The sequence below is a fragment of the Nostoc sp. UIC 10890 genome, from assembly GCF_054786515.1.
This window is the reverse complement of record NZ_JBSGKF010000001.1, coordinates 6,651,064-6,673,646: the sequence shown is the minus strand read 5'-3', so window position 1 is coordinate 6,673,646 and position 22,583 is coordinate 6,651,064. Positions and strand designations below refer to the sequence as shown.

Annotated in this window: 14 protein-coding genes, 1 CRISPR repeat array and 1 riboswitch; of the genes, 6 read left to right on the top strand and 8 right to left on the bottom strand. The window is 42.1% G+C overall.

Annotation, left to right across the window (positions count from 1 at the left end):
• Positions 1 to 48: 48 nt before the first annotated feature.
• Entirely contained in the window at positions 49 to 5,715 is a 5,667-nt protein-coding gene (locus ACWATR_RS27540; protein WP_460339233.1) for an alpha-2-macroglobulin family protein, read from the top strand.
• Positions 5,716 to 5,894: 179 nt separating this feature from the next.
• Here the strand turns inward: ACWATR_RS27540 and ACWATR_RS27535 are convergent, their stop codons facing one another.
• The gene (locus ACWATR_RS27535; RefSeq protein ID WP_420760007.1) at positions 5,895 to 6,287 is read right to left on the bottom strand and encodes a hypothetical protein; all 393 of its coding nucleotides are present in this window, start codon (positions 6,285 to 6,287) and stop codon (positions 5,895 to 5,897) included.
• 473 nt (positions 6,288 to 6,760) lie between these two features.
• On the opposite strand from ACWATR_RS27535, the gene ACWATR_RS27530 reads away from it, so the two are divergent.
• The gene (locus ACWATR_RS27530; protein ID WP_460339230.1) at positions 6,761 to 7,177 is read left to right on the top strand and encodes a KTSC domain-containing protein; all 417 of its coding nucleotides are present in this window, start codon (positions 6,761 to 6,763) and stop codon (positions 7,175 to 7,177) included.
• On the opposite strand, the gene ACWATR_RS27525 is transcribed toward ACWATR_RS27530, so the two are convergent.
• Positions 7,174 to 9,195, bottom strand: coding sequence for a hybrid sensor histidine kinase/response regulator (locus tag ACWATR_RS27525; RefSeq protein ID WP_460339228.1), 2,022 nt, complete (start codon positions 9,193 to 9,195; stop codon positions 7,174 to 7,176). The genes ACWATR_RS27530 and ACWATR_RS27525 overlap by 4 nt on opposite strands.
• 775 nt (positions 9,196 to 9,970) lie before the next feature.
• Between ACWATR_RS27525 and ACWATR_RS27520 the strand changes: the two genes are divergently transcribed.
• The 4 genes from ACWATR_RS27520 (at position 9,971) to ACWATR_RS27505 (ending at position 15,004) form a co-directional block, all read left to right on the top strand.
• Positions 9,971 to 10,456 carry a molybdenum cofactor biosynthesis protein MoaE gene (locus ACWATR_RS27520; RefSeq protein ID WP_069069579.1) on the top strand — a complete coding sequence of 162 codons (486 nt, stop codon included), beginning with the start codon at positions 9,971 to 9,973 and terminating at the stop codon, positions 10,454 to 10,456.
• A 318-nt stretch (positions 10,457 to 10,774) separates the two neighbouring features.
• A CRISPR array of direct repeats spans positions 10,775 to 11,468; the repeat unit is 36 nt; unit sequence CTTTACGATCACATCGCCCCGAAAGGGGATGGAAAC.
• Positions 11,469 to 11,760: 292 nt separating this feature from the next.
• Positions 11,761 to 11,844, top strand: a riboswitch (adenosylcobalamin-variant (AdoCbl-variant) riboswitch).
• A complete protein-coding gene (gene cobG, locus ACWATR_RS27515; protein WP_460339226.1) occupies positions 11,831 to 13,615 on the top strand; it encodes a precorrin-3B synthase in 1,785 nt (594 codons plus the stop codon). It overlaps the preceding riboswitch by 14 nt.
• Positions 13,616 to 13,670: 55 nt before the next feature.
• The gene (locus ACWATR_RS27510; RefSeq protein ID WP_460339224.1) at positions 13,671 to 14,297 is read left to right on the top strand and encodes a precorrin-8X methylmutase; all 627 of its coding nucleotides are present in this window, start codon (positions 13,671 to 13,673) and stop codon (positions 14,295 to 14,297) included.
• A 2-nt stretch (positions 14,298 to 14,299) separates the two neighbouring features.
• Positions 14,300 to 15,004: a precorrin-2 C(20)-methyltransferase gene (locus ACWATR_RS27505; protein ID WP_460339222.1), complete on the top strand. Its 705-nt coding sequence runs from the start codon at positions 14,300 to 14,302 to the stop codon at positions 15,002 to 15,004.
• Between the two features lie 192 nt (positions 15,005 to 15,196).
• On the opposite strand, the gene ACWATR_RS27500 is transcribed toward ACWATR_RS27505, so the two are convergent.
• The 6 genes from ACWATR_RS27500 to ACWATR_RS27475 all read right to left on the bottom strand — a co-directional run bounded on the left by ACWATR_RS27500 (position 15,197) and on the right by ACWATR_RS27475 (position 22,271).
• A complete protein-coding gene (locus ACWATR_RS27500) occupies positions 15,197 to 15,883 on the bottom strand; it encodes a PHP domain-containing protein (protein ID WP_069070574.1) in 687 nt (228 codons plus the stop codon).
• Positions 15,884 to 16,504: 621 nt separating this feature from the next.
• Entirely contained in the window at positions 16,505 to 17,641 is a 1,137-nt protein-coding gene (locus tag ACWATR_RS27495; protein WP_460339219.1) for an AIR synthase related protein, read from the bottom strand.
• A 104-nt stretch (positions 17,642 to 17,745) separates the two neighbouring features.
• The gene (locus ACWATR_RS27490) at positions 17,746 to 17,952 is read right to left on the bottom strand and encodes a hypothetical protein (protein WP_069070599.1); all 207 of its coding nucleotides are present in this window, start codon (positions 17,950 to 17,952) and stop codon (positions 17,746 to 17,748) included.
• A 315-nt stretch (positions 17,953 to 18,267) separates the two neighbouring features.
• The gene (sodB, locus tag ACWATR_RS27485; RefSeq protein WP_420761297.1) at positions 18,268 to 18,870 is read right to left on the bottom strand and encodes a superoxide dismutase [Fe]; all 603 of its coding nucleotides are present in this window, start codon (positions 18,868 to 18,870) and stop codon (positions 18,268 to 18,270) included.
• A gap of 501 nt (positions 18,871 to 19,371) precedes the next feature.
• Entirely contained in the window at positions 19,372 to 20,976 is a 1,605-nt protein-coding gene (locus ACWATR_RS27480) for a bifunctional pantoate--beta-alanine ligase/(d)CMP kinase (protein WP_460339217.1), read from the bottom strand.
• A gap of 191 nt (positions 20,977 to 21,167) precedes the next feature.
• On the bottom strand, positions 21,168 to 22,271 hold the full coding sequence (locus ACWATR_RS27475; protein ID WP_460339215.1) for a septal ring lytic transglycosylase RlpA family protein: 1,104 nt from the start codon (positions 22,269 to 22,271) through the stop codon (positions 21,168 to 21,170).
• Between the last annotated feature and the right edge of the window lie 312 nt (positions 22,272 to 22,583).

Below are 22,583 nucleotides of genomic sequence, written 5' to 3'. Positions count from 1 at the left end.
CGGAAAAAAACAATCCAGTTTCTTCTTCTCTTTACATTTATATTAGGGATGGCAGGATGTAATTTTTTTGGTATCAACTCAAGTAAAGAAAAACTCCCAGCAGTTTCCTCGCTTACACCACCAAAATTACCAGACTGGATTGAACAAATAAGTCCCATTGGGGATGCCAAACCTCTCAACCAAATCCGTATCCGTTTTAAAGAAGCTTTAATCCCAGTTGAAAGTCTTGACAGTCCAGAACAGCAGAAAATATTAGAAAAATTTGCCCTTTGGCCACCTTTACCCGGTCAATTTCGCTTTTTAACACCGCGCATGGTGGGATTTCAAGCTGAGAAAGCATTGCCAATTGCGACAAGATTTCAAGTCACTCTCAAAGCAGGTTTAGCCGATTTAAAAAATCATCGCCTAGACAAAGATTTGCCTTGGACTTTCAATACCGAATCTATCAACCTGACTAATTTACCCGGTGTTAATCCCATTGAAAAGGCTGATATTGAACCAATTGATTTACAACAAAAGTTACAGTTTACTTCCAATGTCGAATTGGACTTAGGTTCTGTACAAGAGCATTTAAAGTTAATCCCTGAAGGAAAAGACAAGGGTGTAGGCTTCAAAGTCGAGTTAAACAAAGAAGAAAAACCATTAGAAAATCAAGAACCTTTAGAGAAATTTGATCCTTCAGCACGCAATTGGATTTATAACCTCATCCCACAGCAAAATCTGGAAAAAGCAACCAGTTATCGCCTGGTATTCTCTCCTGGAATACGTCCTGCTTATGGTAATTTAACGACAGATAAAGAATTTGTCAGTAAGTTAGCAACTTATTCGCCTTTAGCATTTCAGAAAATTAACTTTTATGGACAGCCAGATTCAGGAGGAACATTTGGACGATTTATTAAAGGCAGTCCGCAGCTAGAATTTAATAATGTCTTATTGGCAGATTCAGCTAAAGAAAACATTACTATTAATCCAGCACCAAAAGACATTTCGAGAACTCTGCAAGTTAATGATGAGGATAAAATTGTTGGCATCAATCCTTATGCGCTAGAACCTGCCAAGACTTATACAATTACTATTGGCGGAAATCTCAAAGATAAGTTTGGACAAACTTTGGGTAAACCTCTGACACTGAAATATGATACTGGAGATTTAGCTGGGGATATCTGGGTGCCATCAGATTTGAATATTTTCCCCACAGGTAAAGATTTACAGCTAAATATTAGTACGGGAAATCTGCCAGAGTCAAAATACAAAGCAGCTTATCGAGTAGTTCAACCGACAGATTTAGTTTATTTTAATTATAGTAACGATTTCTTACCAAAACCTTCTGAATGGCAAAGTTTTAACGTATCAGGTAAGAAAAATCAATTAGTTGATATTGCTGTTCCTATTCGGGAAAAAATAAGTGCGGCTACGGGGATGTTAGCTTATGGAGTGCAAGCCCGCACTAATAAATATCAGGAAAATGGCAAGGAACTGTGGCGCGAACCTACGACTTATGGAATGGTTGAATTGACAAATTTGGGCGTATTTACTCAGTGGTTTCCTGAGTCCGGGTTAATTCGCGTCAATCATCTTACAGATGGTTCACCAGTTAAAAATAGCGCTATTGAAATTTATCAATCAAAATTACAAGCAAAATCTCGCCCAGAACCAGTACCTTGTGCAACGGGTAAAACTGATGAAAATGGAATTTTTAGAGTTGTTGGTGAAGGATTACAGCAATGTTATTCTGGGAATGAAAGCTCTAGTAAATCACCACAATTATTAGTAATTGCCCGTGAAAATCAAGATTGGGCATTTGCTAGAACAGAAGAATATAGCGGCGTTTATGGATATGGTATTGATGCAGGTTGGCAAAATGGTAAGCCAGAATCACGCGGGGTAATTTTCTCAGATAGACAGTTATATCAACCAGGCGAAAAAGCTTGGTTAACTGGTTTTACGGACTATTTACAAAATGGGGCGATTCAGCAAGATAAAAATGCTGTTTACCAGTTAACTCTAATAAATCCTGATGGACAAAAGACCAATTTAGGTACGCAAACTACAAATGAATTTGGCACATTTTCTCTGGAACTGCCAATAAAGACTACTGAGCGCTTAGGCTACCATACTATCCAGGCGAAGGGTAAGAATGGACAAGAAATTTCTGGAGAATTTCGGGTAGCTGAGTTTAAGCCACCCAACTTTAAAGTCGAACTCAAATTAGATAAAGAATTTGCTTTCATTGACGAGAAAGTTGATATTAATGCTACAAGTAATTATTTATTTGGCCCACCTGTAGAAGGTGGTGAAGCAAAATATTTTATCACTCGCCAACAGGCTAATTTTATTCCTAAAGGTTGGGAGGAATTTACTTTTGGTAGGCAATGGTTATGGCCAGAGGAAACCCCTACTATATCTAGTGATGTATTGCAAAATAATGCCCAGCTAGATGCTAATGGTAAAAGTAGTCAAACTGTGAATGTGGCTAATGATTTACCATATCCGATGACTTACCGGGTAGATGTGGAAGTTGCTGATGTTTCTAATCTATCTGTAGCGAATTCCAAAACTTTTACTGCTTTACCGAGTAATCGCCTTATCGGGTTAAAAAGTAATTTCATCGCTGATGCTGGCAAGGCTTTTTCCACTGAAGTTATAGTTACTGACCCGACAGGAAAACCGATAACAGGTCAACGGGTGCGGCTAGAGTTACAACAAATAAAATACAGCAGCGTCACGCAGTTGGTGGAAGGTAGCCGGACAGCAAAAAATCAAGTTGAATATAAAACAGTAGGACAAGCAGAAATTACATCTGCTAGTAATCCGCAATCGGTAAACTTAACAGCACCGGAATCTGGTTCATATCGGATTAGAGTTAATTTTAGCGATGCCAAAGGCGAATTAAGTGCCACAGATTTACAAATTTGGGCAACTGGAGAAAATTCAGTATTTTGGGGTTCTAGAGAAGAAGATGTTTTAGAAGTTAAATTAGATAAAAAAGAGTTCAAACCAGGCGAAACCGCTACTGCACTAATTCAATCTCCCTATCCAGAAGCAGAATTGTACTTTGCTGTGATTAAAGACAAACCTCTTTATCAGCAGATTATCAAAGTTCAGGGAGGCGCACCACAAATCCAGTTTCAAGTTACGCCAGAAATGCTGCCAAATGCAGCTATTGAAGCTGTGTTAGTCAGACAAGGTAAACCCATCAATCAAGTGGAAGTGGGAAGTTTAGATAACTTGGTGAAGATTGGTTTTACACCTTTTAAAGTTAACTTAGAAGATAAGTATTTAAAACTGCAAGTTAAGCCTGTACAAGCATCATTAGAACCTGGTGCAGAAGAAACAATACAACTAGAACTAAAAGATAATCAAGGAAATCCCACCAAAGGACAATTTACAGTCATGGTGGTAAATGAGGCGGTGTTACAACTTTCTGGTTATCGTCCGCCAGATTTGGTAGATACAGTTTATGCAGAACAGCCAATATCTACCCGCTTTAGCGATAATCGACCAGATGTCATATTACAAGCGCAAGATGTAGCTAAACCGAAAGGTTGGGGTTATGGCGGTGGTTTCTCAAGTGGTGCAGCAAATACTCGCACTCGCACCGATTTTAAAGCCTTAGCTTACTACAACGGTTCTGTCATCACCGATGCAAATGGTAATGCACAGATAACCTTTAAACTCCCCGATGACTTAACTACATGGCGAGTGATGGCTGTGGCCACTGATGGAAATCTGCGTTTCGGCAATGGGGAGGCGACGTTTATCAGCACCAAGCCACTGCTAACTAATGCCATCTTGCCACAATTTGCCCGTCCAGGCGATCGCATTCTCGCTGGTTTATCTGTCACCAACAACACTGGGAATACAGGAAATCTCTCAATAAATGGCGAACTTAGCGGTAATGTGAAGTTTGCTGATAAAAACCCCACAACTACTGCTTTGCAAACCAAAGCTGAATCTGCAACTCAGGCTTATCGCTTTCCCATGCTGGCGGATAGCGTGGGAATTGGTAAAGTTCGCTTTACCACTCAGCTAAATGGTACAGCCGCAGATGCTTTTGAAGTACCTTTGGAAATTAAGCCAATTGAAATTACAGAACAAGTCGTTGAAACTGGTGTCACTGAAAAACAGGTGAAGATTCCCCTGAATATTGATAAAAATACCTTCCCCGATGCAGGAGGTTTAGATATTCAGTTGGCGAGTACTTTGATACCGGAGATTCAAGCACCAGCAAAGCAGGTTTTAGAAGATGATGATTTGCCTTTCACAGAACCGGCTGCAAGTCAGTTAATCATTGCAGCTAATCTGCAAACTATTGCCCAAAAATATGGTCAAACATTTGCAGAATTTAATCCTAGCCAAAAGTCAAATCAAGCAATTGAAAAATTACAAAAACTCCAAATAGCCGATGGTGGTTTTGCTGCTTTCCCCGGACAAGAAAAATCAGACCCTTGGGTTTCTTCATACACGGCTGAATCTTTGGCTAAAGCCAGTCAGGTGTTCCCGAATTTAGTCGATTCTGTAATGCTGTCTCGCCTGAAAGTTTATCTGCAAAAAGTTCTGGCGAATCCTGGAGAATATGAGTTTTGCAAACAACTACTCTGTAAAAGACAACTGCAACTCAATGCTTTAATTGCCTTAGCAGAAGTGGGTGAAAAACGCAATACTTTCCTTGCAGATATTTATGAACAGCGCAATAACTTTGATATAGTAACTCAAATTAAACTAGCGCGATACTTATCTCAATTCCCAGAATGGCAAGACGAATCTCAACAATTAGTGAACAAGCTGCAACAGAATATCTATGAAACTGGTCGCACAGCAGTTGTAAGTTTACCCAGCAGTTGGGGATGGATGAGTTCATCTACCACGGCACAAGCGCAAGCTTTACGCTTATTTATTGCCAAGCAGAGTAAACCCGAAGTTATCAATAAGTTATTCCAAAGTCTTCTTGCATTGCGACGGAATGGCACATGGCAAACTAACTATAATAATGCCCAAGCATTAACAGCTTTGGTAGAATATAGCCAACTGCAACCCACGCCACCTAATTTTGTTGCCACAGTGCAATTAGCTGGTAATAAGTTAGGAGAAAATCGGTTTGAAGGCTACAAAAATCCTAGCTTACAACTAATTGTGCCGATGAATCTATTACCTCGTGGGCGTAATGATTTAACGCTGCAAAAATCAGGTAATGGCACTTTGCACTATCTAGTTGCTTATAATTACCGCTTGCAGGGAAATCAACCAGGCAGATTTAATGGTTTACGCGTAACACGAGAAATAAGCAAATTAAATGAAGAGAAAGTTTTGCAAAAAACAGGTCTTTACGCTTTCGATAAACCTTTAAATTTAGCCTCTGGACAGGTGTTTGATATTGGTTTAGAAATTATCGCCGATCATCCTGTGGATCATATAGTAATTAAAGATCCGTTACCATCAGGCTTTGAGGCGGTGGATGCAAGTTTTCAAACTACCACAGCCGCATTACAAGCAAAAGCCGATAGCTGGGAACTTGGTTTTAGAAATATCTACCGCGATCGCATTATCGCCTACGCCGACCACCTCGAACCAGGAGTTTATAGCTTGCACTACTTAGTTCGTTCTGTAACACCTGGGACGTTTTCTTGGCCTGGTGCCCAAGTTCACCTGCAATATGCACCAGAAGAATTTGGGCGTACTGCTGAGTCTACATTAATATTGGAGGATGGGAAGTAATATTTATGCCATCTTTGGCTACAACAAATCTAAGTATATTTTCTTGGACTTATGCGGAAGTTTATTTGCAATATGCATCAGAAGGATTTGGGCGTTGAATTTAGCAGACCTTTAGTTTTTATTGTGGAAAAAGGCTAGGAAATGTTAGATGCCAAATCGGTTCTATAAGAAAAACCAAATCAGTCAGCAGCAGCATAATCAGGCAATGCGTTAAGTTCTAAATTAACAGCACTGAGATAACTTTGGTCGTTTAAAACTTGTGATGGTAATTTATCTGCATTAACAGCAGCCTTAACCACATCTTTCGCAATAATATTTCTGTTCAAAGTTTTAAATACTAGCTCTCCGCCGCTAGGAATGCCGTGCTGTTGCAGACCTCCTTGATAAGCAAAAGTAACTAGATTAAAAGGCTGGAGGTAACTAACAGCAGTAGAGTTACTGGATAAATTGTTAGAGTTAATAACTATTGTTTCACTGGTGTTTGTAGTAGCTGTTTGAGCGCTTGCGATTCCAGGTACGAGAGTAATAGAAGCAAAAATTAGTGCAGAATTTATTAAGGTAGCAAGTTTCATAAGTTCTTCTGAGGTAAAATGCGATCGGTGTTCCTTAGTAATAGATTCCTCTTTATTATTAATCTCAGCTTCCTTCAGTCAGGTCACCTGATAGGTTGATATATGACTCACCCAAAAGGGTGAACTAGTACCGCAAGGCGGAATTAAAAATTAAAAATTAAAAATTAAAAATGAATACAGCATAAGGGTTTCGTTGATTTGGAATGATTGGTTTATTTCCGCCGTGTTGTACTAGTGAGCGTTGTCATTTGTCATTTGTCATTGGTGCTAATGACTCGAAAAGTTGTGAGATGAGTTAATGTCCTGCGATCGCTCAATGTCAGTTTGAATGAAGGTCTGTTCTGACATATTCTTTACTCAGTGTTTTAGCAAGCTTGACAGCTAAATGCTTTGATAGTATATTTGTACTATAAACACGTAAGTGTTGCATAAAACTTTAACACTCCCGACTATGCCAACAGGAGAGCATATAAATGAAGCTATCTAAGGTAGACTTGAGCAGTTTAGTTGCGATCGCTCACTCTGACGGATATTTGCAGTTGTTGCTCGATCGAGGCAATGAACTAGAGTTTTTGGAAATTCCGGCGCCAATAGAAGCTTATGAAGGATTGCAAGAACTTAACGAGGCGATTGCTGAAACGCCTGCATTGCCATTTGAAGAAGAACCAATTGTCATGCTACCAGTTGTCTCATCAATGGCTATGGCTGTAGGCTATGATCGCAACGAACAGATTTTGCAAGTTGAGTTTCAAAGTGGTGCTGTTTATCAATACTTAGGCATAGACGAAGATACTTGGGAAGATTTACATTCCTCTAACTCAATTGGCAGCTTTTTTAATCAAGAGATTAAAGGCAGATATGACTGCGATCGGCTAGATGGTGTAGATTAATGACTAATAACTGCATTTAGGGTTTTCAATAATTCTTGTGTTGTATAAGGTTTAGGTAAAAAGGCGGTATATTCGGCTGTTTTATCGATTGGTACTTGCTCACTTGTTGCAATTCCACTAACAGCAATAATTGGCAATAGCGGATTGATACTTTGCAATGTGCGAATCGTAGTTGCTCCATCCATTTTGGACATCATCATATCAATAATAGCAGCACTAATTTTCTCTTTGTACTGGGCGTAAATTGCTAATGCTTCTATCCCATCACTAGCAGTAATTGCTGTGTAATTATAGGTTTCTAGAGATGTTTTCGTAATTTCCTGAATAGCAGCTTCATCATCTACAACTAAAATGCATTCTCCAGAACCAATCGGAAATTCTATATCTTCTAACGACTGCGTTGGAACTTGATTAACTGCTGGCAAATACACCTTAAATTCTGTTCCCTTGCCTACACAACTTGATACGGTGATAAAGCCACCATGCTCTTTAATAATTGCCATTACCGTTGATAGTCCAAGTCCCGTACCTTTTCCCAACTCTTTTGTTGTAAAAAATGGTTCAAATATTCTATCTAATATTTCTTTGCTAATTCCAAATCCTGTATCAGCAACTTTCACAATAATGTAAGCACCAACTGTAGCTTCTATATGCATACTCGCATAAGTTTCATCAATCCAAACATTCTCGGCAGATATTGTTAAAGTTCCGCCTGTAAGCATGGCATCCCGCGCATTGAGACACAAATTAATCAATACCTGATGTAGTTGGGTGCTATCAGCACAAATAGGTAACAATTCCTCCTGAATTTTTGTGTACACGGCAATTGATTTCGGAAATGTTTGTGAGATGATTTGCCGCATTTCTAAAATCAGGTGCTTGACTTGAAGAACGATGTGTTGACGGGTAGCCGTTTGTCCTTGGATATTGCCTTCAATTCCCCTAGCAAATGACAGCACTTGCTTAACCAAATCAGCACCACGTTTTGCATTGCTTTCTATTATTGATAGCATCTGATGAATTTGTGGATCGCGGCTTTTAGCTTTGAGCAGATGTACTGACATCAAAATTGGTGACAAAACATTATTTAAATCGTGAGCAATACCACTAGCAAGAGTACCGATACTTTCCATGCGTTGAGCATGGAAAAATTGCTTTTCTAGTTGTTTTTTCTGGGTAATATCAGTATCAACAACAAGAATTGATTTAGCTTGAAAATACTCATCCTTGATCAGCGTCCAGCGACTTTCAACAATCAGTTTTTTGCCAGATTTGCTGGTTTTGTGTAACTCACCTTGCCAAAAACCATTTTTTAAAACAGTCTGACAAATTTCTAGGTGTTGCGTCAAAGATTCAATAGATAAAAGTTCATCGAACTGCTTACCTATGGCTTCTTTTGATTTCCAGCCATAAAGTTTTTCAGCACTTTTATTCCATAATAAAATTTTGTTAGACAAATCTTGCACAGCGATCGCATCACTGACAATATCCAGCAATGCTGCTTGTTCAATGCTTACCAGTTCAACTAAGTTCCGCCGGATCTTTAGTTGTCTAACCACCATGCGGCTAAGAGTTTGCAGTGCTTCCACCTGTTGGGGACTGATTTGGTGTGGTACGCGATCAACTATACACAGAGTCCCGATCGCTTCTCCTCCCGGTGCTAACAAAGGTACGCCAGCATAAAATCTCACAGCAAATTCAGCAGAAGTAACTAGGGGATTTGTCGCAAATCGTTTATCGGCTAAGGTGTTGGGAATAATCAAAGCTTCGCCACTTTCCATACAAATCGAGTCGAACCCGTTATTTCGTGGCATTTCCGGTAAATTCAACCCTACCTTGGCTTTGAACCACTGACGGTTAGCGTCAATTAGATTAATCAAGGCGATCGGTGTGTTACAAATCTGTGCGGCTAAGAATGCTAAATCGTCGAATGCTTCTTCTGGTGGAGTGTCGAGAATCTGGTATCGACGCAAAGCCTCAAGTCTCGCTGATTCATTGTTACACACGAAAGATTTCATGAAATTGTTCCTAACTATTGCTGAGTGACAACTTGTCCTCGTGTTACTAAGAAACGCGTATTTATCGACCTTTTTGTAGGTGGGGATTGCCATCAATATCTTAGAGAATGTTTGAAAAGTCCTCTTTTCGGTATCAAAAATTTTAGATTCCCCTAAATCCCCCTTTTTAAGGGGGACTTTGATTTTGGTTATCCTTTTTTAAGGCTACGGTGTACACACAAGTCTGAAATAGCTGAAAAACCCAAGGTTTTACCCCACCCTAACCCTCCCCGATGCATTGGGGAGGGAACAAGATTTTCCGGTTTCCCCCCTTTACAAGGGGGGATTAAGGGGGGTAATTTGACTTTGTGTGACAACCCTAGCCTTTTTAAGGAGGGTTAGGGGGAATCTAAAACTGCCTAAAGTCACAGCGAAATACTTTTCAAACAATCTCTTAAATGTCCATGACTATCCAATTATTTCAAGACGCGAACAAGCAGATAACTTGACCGCTTTAATTATAATAATATGCATTGAAGAGGATAACAGTGCAATTTGGTTATTTTAAGTAAATTTTAGAAGATTTGCAGCATTATTATTTTTCGTTAACGGATAAAACCATTTTTACTCTGACAAGAGAATTTGAAGCCTTGATTGCTTTCCTAATGGGCAAGAAAATTTATAAACTAAAAAAATCCTTTTTTTGTTCAAAAGCATTAACAACGGCTATAAAACATAGACCAGCAATGCTCAGTTCAGAGAGAATAGAAAAAGCCCACATAGTATCAATGCAGTTATGACGACTACACTAGCCTCTGCTGTTAAACCAAGATCCGAAGATAGTTTTGCCATTACCTTTGCACCATTATCTCTCGAAGAAATCTATACCAAGTCGGATGATCCAGCCAACGGTGCTGTGGTTGTGATGAGTGGCATGGTTCGCAATCAAACCGATGGTAAACCTGTGGTTGCTTTAGAGTATCAAGCTTACGAACCGATGGCAATGCGGATATTTTATCAAATTGCTGCTGATATTCGTTTATCTACCTCTGATGTGAATCGAGTAGCGATTTATCATCGCGTTGGACGTTTGCGAGTTGGGGAAATCAGCGTTTTAGTAGCAGTGGGTTGTCCTCATCGGAGTGAGGCGTTTGAAGCTTGCCAATATGCTATTGATACGCTCAAACATAATGCGCCAATATGGAAGAAAGAACATTGGGAAGATGGTTCTAGCCGTTGGGTGAGTATTGGCGCTTGTGAAACATCAGGAGAAAATTGTTGATTTGAAGAAGAATTCAGAAGTCAGAATGGGCTAAACGCCCCGCTATCGCTAACAGGAGTCAGATTGACAAAATCTTGACAACCACAGGTAAAATGCTATACCCTTTTTCCAAATGTGTTGAACTCATCGACACCACTTGCCAGAACCTTGAAAACCGCATAATTTCGTTGAGTGGTGTCGATTATTTACACAGCAAGCTTTCCAGCCTGTGAAGGTGAAGAGTTATTGAGAATTTCTTGGGAGTTATTGACATTCAAAAAAGTGGTGTCGATTTGGGTATCTCAAACCCTCTCCCTGTAAGGCTTACATAAGTGAACTCTTTACGATCACATCGCCCCGAAAGGGGATGGAAACAATTTACAATGACACTTAAATTTAGACTATCTACACAGACTTTACGATCACATCGCCCCGAAAGGGGATGGAAACCATCTGTGTATACACTTGCATAACAATTGATTGACTTTACGATCACATCGCCCCGAAAGGGGATGGAAACGCTCGTAGAATAGCAGCCCCTGCAATTCCATAGTTGAGCTTTACGATCACATCGCCCCGAAAGGGGATGGAAACCAAATTGAATGAACTGCTCGAACGCACCAGGCTGATTTAAGCTTTACGATCACATCGCCCCGAAAGGGGATGGAAACTTGAACTGTTCACCAATTCAAGCAATTTGTAACCTTTACGATCACATCGCCCCGAAAGGGGATGGAAACAATCGGAAAGAAGGACATAGGTTGTCACTTTATTCTTTACGATCACATCGCCCCGAAAGGGGATGGAAACGTTTAGCAATTGCTTTGCATAAGCTGTAGCATTGGACTTTACGATCACATCGCCCCGAAAGGGGATGGAAACCTTTTTGCTGCATTTTGTTAATTTTTAACAGTAAAGACTTTACGATCGCATCGCCCCGAAAGGGGATGGAAACACCTTTCAAAAAACTACATGAACGGTCTAGGCAATCTTTGCTCTTTCCGATTGCATCGCCCCGAAAGGGGATGGAAACACTTCATTGTAATTGCTATTGTCATTCTTAAGGTTGGCTTTACGATCGCATCGATGGAAACACTAACCTCTGGATTTAGAAGCTCAGGTGTGACAATAACTTTCCGATCGCATTACCCCGCAAGGGGATAAAAACAAAAACTCACCATGCGATCGCACCAACGTAGCCATCAACCACTTAAAACGCCAGTGGATAAGCTAAGGTAAAATTTATGGCGATGGTAATGTAAGATGATTATCTGGATGATGTCTGGTTAATATCCATAACCAAAACAAAATCTAAATTACTAAAGCTGAGATTTGGGAAACTCCGGTGAAATTCCGGGACTGTGCCGCAGCTGTGATGGGATCACCCAAGTCAGAATGCCAACTCTTAGGATGTCGTCAAGACACACTCACCGTCTACTCCCTGCGTTGCACGGGGAAGGAGTTCTAAATTTGCTTTCTGGATTTGCCACTTGTCCTGGCTTGTTTTATCCTACTCCCGCCGCAGATGGTATATTATCTCGCATTAGAATACCAGGTGGAATTATTAGTAGTCAGCAGTGCCGTGCGATCGCAGATATAGCAGAACAACACGGTGGCGGCTATATAGATGTGACTAATCGAGCTAACCTGCAAGTCCGTGAAATCCGCACCGGGATAAATGCTGAGGTTTTGAAGTACCTACAAGATATGGGATTGGGTTCTGGCAATACTGTTGTAGACCAAATCCGCAATATTATGACCAGTCCAACTGCTGGTATCGATCCCCAAGAATTAATCGACACTCGCCCTTTTGTCCAAAGTTGGGATGATTATATTGCTGCACATCCGGCGCTTTCGGGACTGTCGGCCAAGTTTAGCGTTTGCTTTGATGGTGGTGGGATAATTCGAGTGTGCGATCGCTTGAATGATATCGCCTTTGCTGCTGTCTTAGTTGACGATCATGTTTATTTTCGCCTCTATCTCAGTGTAGGCGAGAAGGGTCAACCGCCCAGCGATACCGGAATTTTGTTACCACCAGAGGAATGTTTGCCAGTCTTGGCAGCTTTGGCAGATGTCTATCTAGCTCATAGTAATACTACAAGTAAGCGGCGGCTACGTTTGAGAGAGTTACTCAATACTTTGGGTTGTGAAAATTATCTCCAGGAAGTTGAACAGTGTTTACCTTTCCCGCTTTTATGTAGTGAAAAAAGAAAAGACCTAATCCCCCACCAAGACAAGCTACGGTGTACACACAAGTCTGAAACAGTTCACTCATCTGAGTTTAAGCATAAGTTTTACCCCTCCCTAACCCTCACGCCACTTGCTCCACTTGGGGAAACCCCAAGACCGCAGTGGCTCCCCTTGGAAAGGGGAGGGAACTGTATTTCTAGTTTCCCCCCTTTCCAAGGGGGGATTAAGGGGGGTAATTCGACTTGTGTGTACACTGTAGACCAAGGCAAGGGTGAAAAATATCAGCATATTGGCATCCATCCCCAACGTCAGCAAGGCTTATTTTACATTGGTGTCGTCTTGCCCCTTGGGCGATTGGAGAGTAGACAGATGCGGGGTTTAGCTGATTTAGCAGCAAAATATGGCAGTGGAACTCTCAGGCTAACCCCTTGGCAAAATTTGCTTCTTACAGATATTCCTCAGCAATGGGTTGGCGATGTCCAAAGTGAAATTGCTTTTTTAGGATTAGATTCCTCTGTAACCAACATCAAGAGTGCATTAGTTGCTTGTTCTGGTAAAAAGGGTTGCGCCTCTTCGGCTACGGATACAAAAAGTCATGCGTTGGCTTTAGCGGAGTATCTTAAAACTCGCGTTCCTCTCGATTGTCCAGTTAATATCCACTTCACTGGCTGCGAAAAATCCTGTGCCCAGCATGGCAAGAGTGATATTACTCTCCTCGGCGTCAGCATTGAAGTTGACAATGAAACTGTAGAGGGCTATCACGTTTATGTTGGTGACAGCAAGCAGAAATTCGGACGTGAACTATATCAATATGTAACTTTTGCCGAACTACCTGCATTAATAGAGCGGATGCTATATGTATATAAAATTCAACGTTTAAATTCTGATGAGTCCTTTGGAAAATTTGCTAATCGATATGCACTGACACAATTACAGCAATTATTTAACAAAACAGAATTCTTCTTCAATTTAGAGAAGTTGGCAATCTAAGCCTTTCGCTTTTTATACGTCAATCCAAAATCCCAAATTTAAAATCCCAAATTTAATGCCCGACTATATCCGAGATGCCAACGAAATTTACCGTAATTCCTTTGCAATCATCCGGTCAGAAGCGAACCTAGATGTGTTGCCACCGGATGTAGCAAAAGTTGCTGTACGTCTCATCCATGCCTGTGGGATGACGGATATTGTCACTGACTTGGGATATTCACCAACAGCAGTACAATCCGCAAGGGCAGCATTAGCCGCAGGAGCGCCAATTCTGTGCGATTGCCGGATGGTTGCCGATGGCGTTACCAGACGGCGGTTGTCTGCAAACAATCAAGTTATCTGTACCCTCAACGAGCCAGAAGTGCCAGCACTTGCCCAGAGTATGGGTACTACCAGGTCGGCAGCAGCTCTAGAATTATGGCGATCGCACTTAGAAGGATCAGTAATCGCAATTGGGAATGCGCCCACAGCACTATTCCGGCTATTAGAAATGCTTGATGAAGGAGCGCCGAAACCTGCGATTATCTTGGGCTTTCCAGTGGGGTTTGTCGGTGCAGCAGAATCAAAAGCCGCACTGGCAGCAGATAGCAGAAATGTACCATTTTTAACCTTACACGGTCGGCGCGGTGGAAGTGCGATCGCGGCAGCAGCAGTTAACGCCCTGGCAACGGAGGAAGAATGAATATGCAACCCAAAGGTCGTCTCTATGGAATTGGTGTCGGCCCAGGCGATCCAGAACTATTAACTCTGAAGGCGCTGCGGTTATTACGTGCGGCTCCTGTAGTAGCTTATCAATCAGCCACAGATAAAGAAAGTATTGCCAGAGCGATCGTAGCGCAATATCTTCCTGGCAATCAAATCGAGGTGCTATTTCATCTCCCCCGCGCTTTGGAACCAGAAAAAGCAAAGTCTATTTATGACAAGGAAATTGAACCAATCGCCGACCATTTAGCAGCAGGTCGAGATGTTGTAGTGCTATGTGAGGGCGATCCATTTTTCTATGGTTCCTTCATGTACCTATTCACGCGGTTATGTGACCAATACGAAACAGAAGTTGTCCCTGGAGTTTCCTCGCTGATGGCTTGTCCGGTAGCCTTGGGTGTACCTTTTACCTACTACAACGATATTCTCACCGTCTTACCCGCCCCATTGCCAGCAGAAGAACTGACTACACATCTGCTGATGACCGACGCAGCGGCAATTATGAAACTAGGTCGCCACTTTACCAAAGTGCGGGATATCCTGCATAAATTAGGGCTTGCATCACGAGCAAGATATATTGAGCGGGCATCAACATCACAGCAACGAATCATACCCCTGGATGAAGTTAATCCAGATGAAGTACCCTATTTTTCAATGATTGTGATTCCCACCAAAAATCGACTATAGTCCTCAATACAGTTCAGATAAGACCAAAACACTTGTAGAGACGGCGATTTATCGCGTCTCGAAAACCCAAAATTTTTGCCAGTCGCCCTTAACCCAAGCGTATTGCTATAGTCCTTTGTTGAACGAAAATCCAAAATAGAATAACCTCCTGGCAGATTGAACCAGGAGAGTTGAAAAAAAATGGATTCATCTTTACAAGCGTTGTAGCAGACTCAATCCGTGGGTATCAGTACCACAGGTATTGAAAAGAAAGTATTCATCAGCTAACTTTTGCACTTGTTCTGATTCCACTATGCTGGGTTGCCAGGGGCTAGGGTTATTGTAGGCGTAGAAACTTTCCACGCCATCGATCCCCTTATCGGCCGCAGCTGGAATTAAGTCAAAATGCGATCGCTTGTAACGGGCTGGATGAGCCAAAACTGCCAATCCCCCGGCTTCATGAATAGCGGCAATCACGTTACTTGCCTGATACTCTTGGCCTGTAGTCGCCCTTCTTTGCAGATAGGGTTTCATACTAGGGTGTTCTGTCCCGAAAGCGTAAGCCAAAATATGAACTTCTATATCCAAAAGGTTGGCATTGATTTCCACGCCACTCCACAGGTGAGGAGTGCTTTCACCAGGATTATTCCACTTCCAGTCTTCTAACCAAGCAAGTGCAGCTTGATAGCCGATAATACCATGATGATCGGTGATGGCTAACCCTTTTAGGCCAATAGCGATCGCCTGCTCCATCAATCCACTCGGCTGCAACCTCCCATCCGAGTAGACAGTGTGCATGTGAAAGTTGAATAACCTTGGACAACTATGTGCATCAATGTTATGGAATATTTGCTTCAAAAGTTCTGTGGAAGCAGTAGTCCGGGCCAAATTTACAGCCATAACCCCCTCTGAATAAAATATAAATTCTCAACACACTAAAACGCCACATCTACAGATGAGAAAGATCCAGCACTCAAAATTTAGTGTTGGCTGCTACTTTCTCAGCTTTCTCAGCAAATTTTTCAATATGTTAAGACTACGTTAGCAAATCTTAACCTCAGTGGTCATGGGTGTTTTGGACTACTTTGCTTTTAAGTAGTAATAAATAATGCATCCAAAATTTCATAAATATGCCTATAGCATCTGTGGTAAATGACTTAGATACTAGAGTCTTGGTAGAGTTATGATCTCTAATAAGCCTAAAATGCAATCCTATATAGTGTGTAAAAATATTATTTACATCAGTGATTACACTATTTTTATTTAACCAGTAATGACTTTAGCGTAGGCGTAGCCTGCCGTAGGCATCGCATGAGTAAGTAGAGCGGCATGAATAATTCAAGGTTTGTAGTGGGGGCTTTAGCCCTCATTTAAGGACTAAAGTCCTTACTACGAAATAATTTCAATATTTTTTACATTAATTAATCTACTTTGATTTATTCTCGCCTACTTACTTAAGTCTACAAAGCTTGGAGAAAACAAGCGATGTCTACGACGGGCTATGCCTACGCTTGGGCTGTATTATACCCCTCGCGCAATCCCAAAAGAATCTCCCTTCAAGGTAACTCCAAGAGGTTCTATTACCACCTCACGGGCAAGAGATGCTTCAACCCTTCCGGCAATCACAGCCGAGAGTTGATGTTCTTTTGCAAGCAAAACGATCCTTTCGGCATCCTGCTCCGACTCTGTATAGAATGCAAATCCTGCACCGTAATTGAACACAGAAAGCATCGTCTCAGCCCCGCCTTCAAGATGACCCTCGACAAACGTAAATATCTCTGGCACTGGGAGCATTGTTTCAATGACGTACCGAAGCGGCTTCACCGACCGCATCAGCTTTTGCCAGCCATGACCAGTAATATTTTCCATTGCTGTGGGACGAATTCCCTCGCCAAGTACTGCCTGTACAAGAGGCGTGTAAAGATACGACGCAGCATTCATCGCTTCCCAGAACTCCTGCCCACTTGGAAGTTTTGTTCTATAGCCATCAGGGAGCGACTCAGCAAGCTTTCGCAGTGGGGTAAAGCCGTTCTCATGGGGGCCCGAACTCTCAACCAGAACAATAGTATTTCCGGCATCCAGACGTGAGCTATCAATGGGAGCGACACCAGCCGGCATAACCCCAAAAACCGAGCCAGCGATATCGAGCCGCCCTGGAATCATCTTAGTTTTTAGTTGAGGAGTTTCCCCTGAGAGATAAACACACCCCACTCGTTTGCACCCCTCAACCACTCCATCCAGAAACCCATCCAGGAAAGCAGGGGTAAATATCGTTTCAGGAGTACTCGACGGCAGATAAAGACCGAGAAGTATAGTCTGCATACCAGAAGTTGCAGCGTCGTTCGTCAGACACGAGATGATCTTGATCCCAATATTCCACCAGAATCGTCGAAGTTCTTCTTCGGAAAGGTCATCAGGGCGGGTATCGTCTGCGGTGCCCAGACCTTCGGGGACAAGTGTCATAGAAAGTTCTCTAGCCCCCGCCTCCAGAAACGGAGCGAGGTTGAAGCTGAAAGCATTAGCGCTTGCTCCCAGACCCGACGCGGGGACAATGCCGTAATTGCTTGCAAAGCCAAGTGTGCGTTTTGCAGCATCGATGAAGCGTCGTTTTGCGGCATCGAGAGTATCGTAATCGACTTGATCGAGAGCTTGAGCCATCAGGTTGCGTTTTAAGTTAGGAGTTATAAGTTAGGAGTTAGGAGTTAAAAGTTAGGAGTTAGGAGTTAGGAAAACTCACAACTCATAACTCATAACTCCTCACTTTAAAATACCTCATCTTCAATACCGCGCCACCATTCCCCCAAATTCATCAAGTCTTGGTAAATATCTTCTAATTCTTTGGTGTAAACATCGTTTGTAAGGGTGGCTCGACGCTCTTGCAATTTCTTGAGGCGCAGTTGTACCAATACCCAAGGTTTAGAGATGCTATTCGTAGCTTCGATGTATTGCGCTAGTTCTTTGCTATCCATATTATCCATATATTTTATATTTTTATTTTCATATAAATTTTCTGCTCCCCCATCTCCCCTATCCTCTCAACGCCCAACCAAAAACAGCCACGATATTGGTACTTTGTCAAGCTAGTTTTCAGGGTTTGTAGTAAGCACTTTAGTGCTTAGAAAATAAGGACTAAAGTGCTTACTACGAAATTGCTTACCCATCAATTTAAACTTGACAGACTACTGTCGTGACTGCTGATAAGGGTGTTAACTGATTATTTTTACTTTACATATCTGGCAAAAGCCACGTAGCCGTATCGCAGCCAGTTCAAAACTGGCAATTAATTAAGCTTTAGCCAAGTTTTCAGCAGCAAAGTCCCAGTTGACCAAGTTTTCTAAGAAATTCTTGATGAAGGCAGGACGGGCGTTTCTATAATCAATGTAGTAGGCATGTTCCCAAACATCTAAGGTTAGGAGGGCCTTCTTACCATGAGCTAGAGGGTTTTCTGCATTTGGTGTTTTGATCACCTTGAGCGTACCACCATCATCGATGAGCCAAGACCATCCACTGCCAAATTGAGTTGCAGCTGCGTTAGAGAACTCTTCTTTGAATTTGTCAAAGCTACCAAAATCTTTATCGATTTTGGCTGCGAGATCACCTGTGGGTGCGCCACCACCTTTTGGTTTCAAGGAATTCCAGAAGAAGGTGTGGTTCCAAACTTGGGCAGCATTATTGAAGATTCCCGCTTTAGAGGAGTCTTGGAAGGAAGTTTTGATCACCTCTTCCAGAGACTTATCAGCAAGTTCTGTACCTTCAGTGAGCTTGTTGAGGTTGTCTACGTAAGCTTTGTGATGCTTGCCATAGTGATACTCGAAAGTTTCAGCTTTCATGCCATAAGGCTCTAAAGCATTAATGTCGAAGGGTAGTGGGGGCTGTACAAATGCCATTGTGTCAAATCCTCTCTTTACCGGTTTCCAGTTAAAAGCTATTGCAGAAGCTTGGGAAATTAACAGCTTTTATTTTTGGTGGTTTTATGTCTTTAATGATGGAACATAAAACTTAACATCGTCATTCTACTACCAAAGTGAATACGAAAACAAAGTACTTCGGTGATAAGTCAAATCGCTAGCAATTCATGACTATAAATAAAAATGGCTAATATTTCATAGAAAAAAAGCCAATAATTAATTAGCATTTAGCAATTTAAGCTTTCATACTTCCACCTTTAGTAGGATTAATTGCGATGTGAGAAATCAGTCGCAAGCGAGATGAGTTAATTATTTAAATAAATATAAAATCTATAGTACAAATATTCATTTACAAGAAACATAGCCAATAGTCAAATTATCGATTTTGTTTTAAAATGCAAGTTTTGAGGATGGTAAGTGAATAATCACTCACCCACCACCCTTTGAAACTAAAAAACTAACAGCAAATAGCGGCGATTACTACTGAGATAAATGCTGCTGGTAATAATTAACGATTTGTGCTGTTACTTCAAAAGTGTTCAACCCGTCGGTTACAACTTCGATCGCATCGGCTGCTTTTTGCAAAGGAGAAACTTTGCGTGTACTATCTTTCCAGTCACGTTCGGCAATGTCGTGTTCTAGCTGCTCTAAACTAACTTCGGGCTGACCTTGTTTGTGAAAGTCTTGCTGGCGGCGACGGGCGCGTTCACTCACAGAAGCGGTTAAGAAGATTTTCACTTCGGCGTCGGGAAAAACATGAGTACCGATATCCCGACCTTCAGCTACTAAACCACCTCTTTTACCCCAGTTTTGCTGCTGTTTAACCAGTGCTTGACGGACAGCGCTTTGTGCCGCGATCGCAGATACTTGAGATGTGACTTCAATGGTGCGAATTGCCTGGGTAACATCAGTACCGTCAATCCAAACCCGCACAGAAGATTGTAAATCCTGGTTAGGAGTAAGTTCGATTTTACACTGGCTAGTTAATTCAGCGATCGCACACTCATCATCAATCGCAATTCCCTTTTGCAATACTAACCAAGTGACAGCACGGTACATTGCTCCTGTATCTAAATACACTAAACCCAGGTTTGCTGCCACTTGCCGCGCCACAGTGGATTTTCCAGCACCGGCTGGGCCATCAATGGCGATAATGGGTTGACGATCGCGCAATATCGTATTGTCAATCAAACGTGTAGCACCAAGACGAGCTGCGATCGCCAACATTCCTTCCTCCTCAACTTTTTCTAAAGACATCAATGTAGTCGGTTCAACCAATTCAATATATTCCACTGAGACCGTGCTGACCATTGCCACTTCTTGCTGTACCACTGCTATCAACTTGTCGCGATCGCGATCGCCTGCAATGAATGCGGCTTCCGCTCGTCGTAAGCCGCGATATAATACCGCTGCTTCCTCTTTTGCCGTTGCAGTCAAATATTGATTACGAGAACTGAAGGCAAGACCCGACCCTTCTCGCACTGTTGGACAAGCAACAATTTCTACTGGCAAATTTAAATCAGCTACTAAGCGTTTAATAATTGCCAATTGCTGACCATCCTTTTGACCAAAGTAGGCACGGTCAGGCTGTACCAAGTTGAAAAGTTTGGTCACAATCGTAGCGACACCTTGAAAGTGACCTAGCCGAGAACGACCACACAAGCCTGTTATCATAGCAGATGGGGGGATAACTTGTGTAACTTTTGATTCTTGTATACTCTTCTGGGGAACTGCCATATCTTCCGGAGTCGGTGCAAAAATAGCATCTACCCCAGCTTGTTCGCAAAGTTGTTGGTCTTGCTCTAAAGTGCGGGGGTAGCGTTGAAAATCCTCATTGGGAGCAAATTGCAGAGGATTGACGAAAATACTCACAATCACCGTAGAATTTTCTTGCCGCGCCCGTTGGATTAAGCTTAAATGACCTTGATGTAAATTCCCCATCGTTGGCACCAGACCGACTGCCGTCTGATACCAGCCAGTTATCTCATCTAGTCTCAGATCCTCAGTAACCGTAATCAGCTTGTTTTCTGAGTAGCGTTTAGTTAAATAGCAGCGTAAAGCTGCGACTGTTGTCAGCAGGCGCACAAAAATACCCCTAGTTCTTATCGATCCCTCCCCCGTTAGTTTATATCTGAAATAGAGGGAAGAGATGATTGAACTAGGGGAATTAAGTGATACGGAACTGGGAATGGGTATTAGGGACTGGGGACTGGGTATTAGGGATTGGCTATGGTTCTTCTCTTTGTCTTCCCAGTCCCCAGTCCCCAGTCCCTAGATTATTTCCCCAAAACTTCAACACGCACTGGTGCTATGCCACTGCCCATCATTCCCAAAACTCGAGCCGCGCCAGTAGACACATCAATGATTCGACCCCGAATGAATGGGCCTCGATCATTAATCCGTAGCACTACAGAACGACCATTGCGGGTGTTGGTTACACGGACTTTTGTACCAAAGGGTAAGCTGCGATGAGCGGCAGTCATTCCTTCAGGGTTAAATCTCTGACCGCTAGCAGTGCGATTACCAGCAAAGTCATAGCCATAAAAAGAAGCTATACCTCTCAAGGTGGCTCGCACCGAGCCGACGGCAATCTGTTGAGGCTGCTTTGGCATTGATATTGGTTGACGCACTGGCATATTCGCAATCTCTTTTAGGGGAGATGCATTACCTAATAGCCTCCGCAGGCGATTGGTTGCTTGCAATGCATCTTGCGCCAGATTGTTGGTGCTATCTGCTAGTCGCGTACCTTCGTTGATTTCGACCAATTCTTCGCCATTAATTTTGATTACATAGCGATCGCTATTTTGCCGGAGGGGAGCGCTTTTGTTTTGCGCTTGATTGCCAGTAGATTTTTCCCCTGCTTTCCAGCTTACGGTAATCTTACTCCCGTCCACATTTTCCCGATTCAACTGGTTGATCTTAGCTGCTATGACACCAGCTATCTGAACCGGGTCATTGTCACCGTAACTAATCTGGTTACTCACATCTGTGACGTTGCCAGCATTCAGTGTATTTGATGAATTGCTAGCAATAAGGGCGTACCTTTGTACGCCCCCAGTATTTCCAATTTGACCAACTTTTTTCGTTTCAAGATTTGTATTTGATACAGAACTCAAAAAGGTTAGAACAGGTATATTTCTGATAAAAAGGGTTGCCGCCTTACGTCCTTTAATGTCGTGAGGATGAATTTCTGTAATCACAGCATCCAAGGTTTGTTTCCCTGCTCTGGATTGGTACTCTCCCACCTTAACCACATCAGGGGCGGGTGATTTTTGCGATGCTAGCGCATTTCCCTTGGTGGTTTGAGTGCAACCGACTGAGGGGATTCCCAAAACAGTCAGAAACAGGGTAACAATAGTCCACAAATGTCTTTGATTCATGCGTCCGTTTTTGAAAGCGACTGTAGAACTTAAAGTTTTATAACTTGCGGGATTTTTCACTAATGAAAGTGATTTCCCTTTTGATAAACTCGAACTCGTTCCGTTTTCACTTTGTTATTCTTAACTGCAACAGACTAACACGAACCTTTTAGCTTGGGGATCAGGGTTTTAGCGTAACTATCGGCCCCTTTCTCAAATTCCAATTCCAATTTTAAGGGTGAAACCTTTCTCAAATGAGGACTTTGGCTATGTAACGTTTTTTTCGGCAAGTCAAAAATTTCTTAAAAAAACTTTACGTTTATTTCACGCTAA

Coding starts and splice junctions, on each gene's coding strand:
- ACWATR_RS27540 (WP_460339233.1), top strand. CDS start 49: ATGGCAGGATGTAATTTTTTTGGTATCAACTCAAGTAAAGAAAAACTC.
- ACWATR_RS27535 (WP_420760007.1), bottom strand. CDS start 6,287: ATGAAACTTGCTACCTTAATAAATTCTGCACTAATTTTTGCTTCTATT.
- ACWATR_RS27530 (WP_460339230.1), top strand. CDS start 6,761: ATGAAGCTATCTAAGGTAGACTTGAGCAGTTTAGTTGCGATCGCTCAC.
- ACWATR_RS27525 (WP_460339228.1), bottom strand. CDS start 9,195: ATGAAATCTTTCGTGTGTAACAATGAATCAGCGAGACTTGAGGCTTTG.
- ACWATR_RS27520 (WP_069069579.1), top strand. CDS start 9,971: ATGACGACTACACTAGCCTCTGCTGTTAAACCAAGATCCGAAGATAGT.
- cobG (WP_460339226.1), top strand. CDS start 11,831: ATGCCAACTCTTAGGATGTCGTCAAGACACACTCACCGTCTACTCCCT.
- ACWATR_RS27510 (WP_460339224.1), top strand. CDS start 13,671: ATGCCCGACTATATCCGAGATGCCAACGAAATTTACCGTAATTCCTTT.
- ACWATR_RS27505 (WP_460339222.1), top strand. CDS start 14,300: ATGCAACCCAAAGGTCGTCTCTATGGAATTGGTGTCGGCCCAGGCGAT.
- ACWATR_RS27500 (WP_069070574.1), bottom strand. CDS start 15,883: ATGGCTGTAAATTTGGCCCGGACTACTGCTTCCACAGAACTTTTGAAG.
- ACWATR_RS27495 (WP_460339219.1), bottom strand. CDS start 17,641: ATGGCTCAAGCTCTCGATCAAGTCGATTACGATACTCTCGATGCCGCA.
- ACWATR_RS27490 (WP_069070599.1), bottom strand. CDS start 17,952: ATGGATAGCAAAGAACTAGCGCAATACATCGAAGCTACGAATAGCATC.
- sodB (WP_420761297.1), bottom strand. CDS start 18,870: ATGGCATTTGTACAGCCCCCACTACCCTTCGACATTAATGCTTTAGAG.
- ACWATR_RS27475 (WP_460339215.1), bottom strand. CDS start 22,271: ATGAATCAAAGACATTTGTGGACTATTGTTACCCTGTTTCTGACTGTT.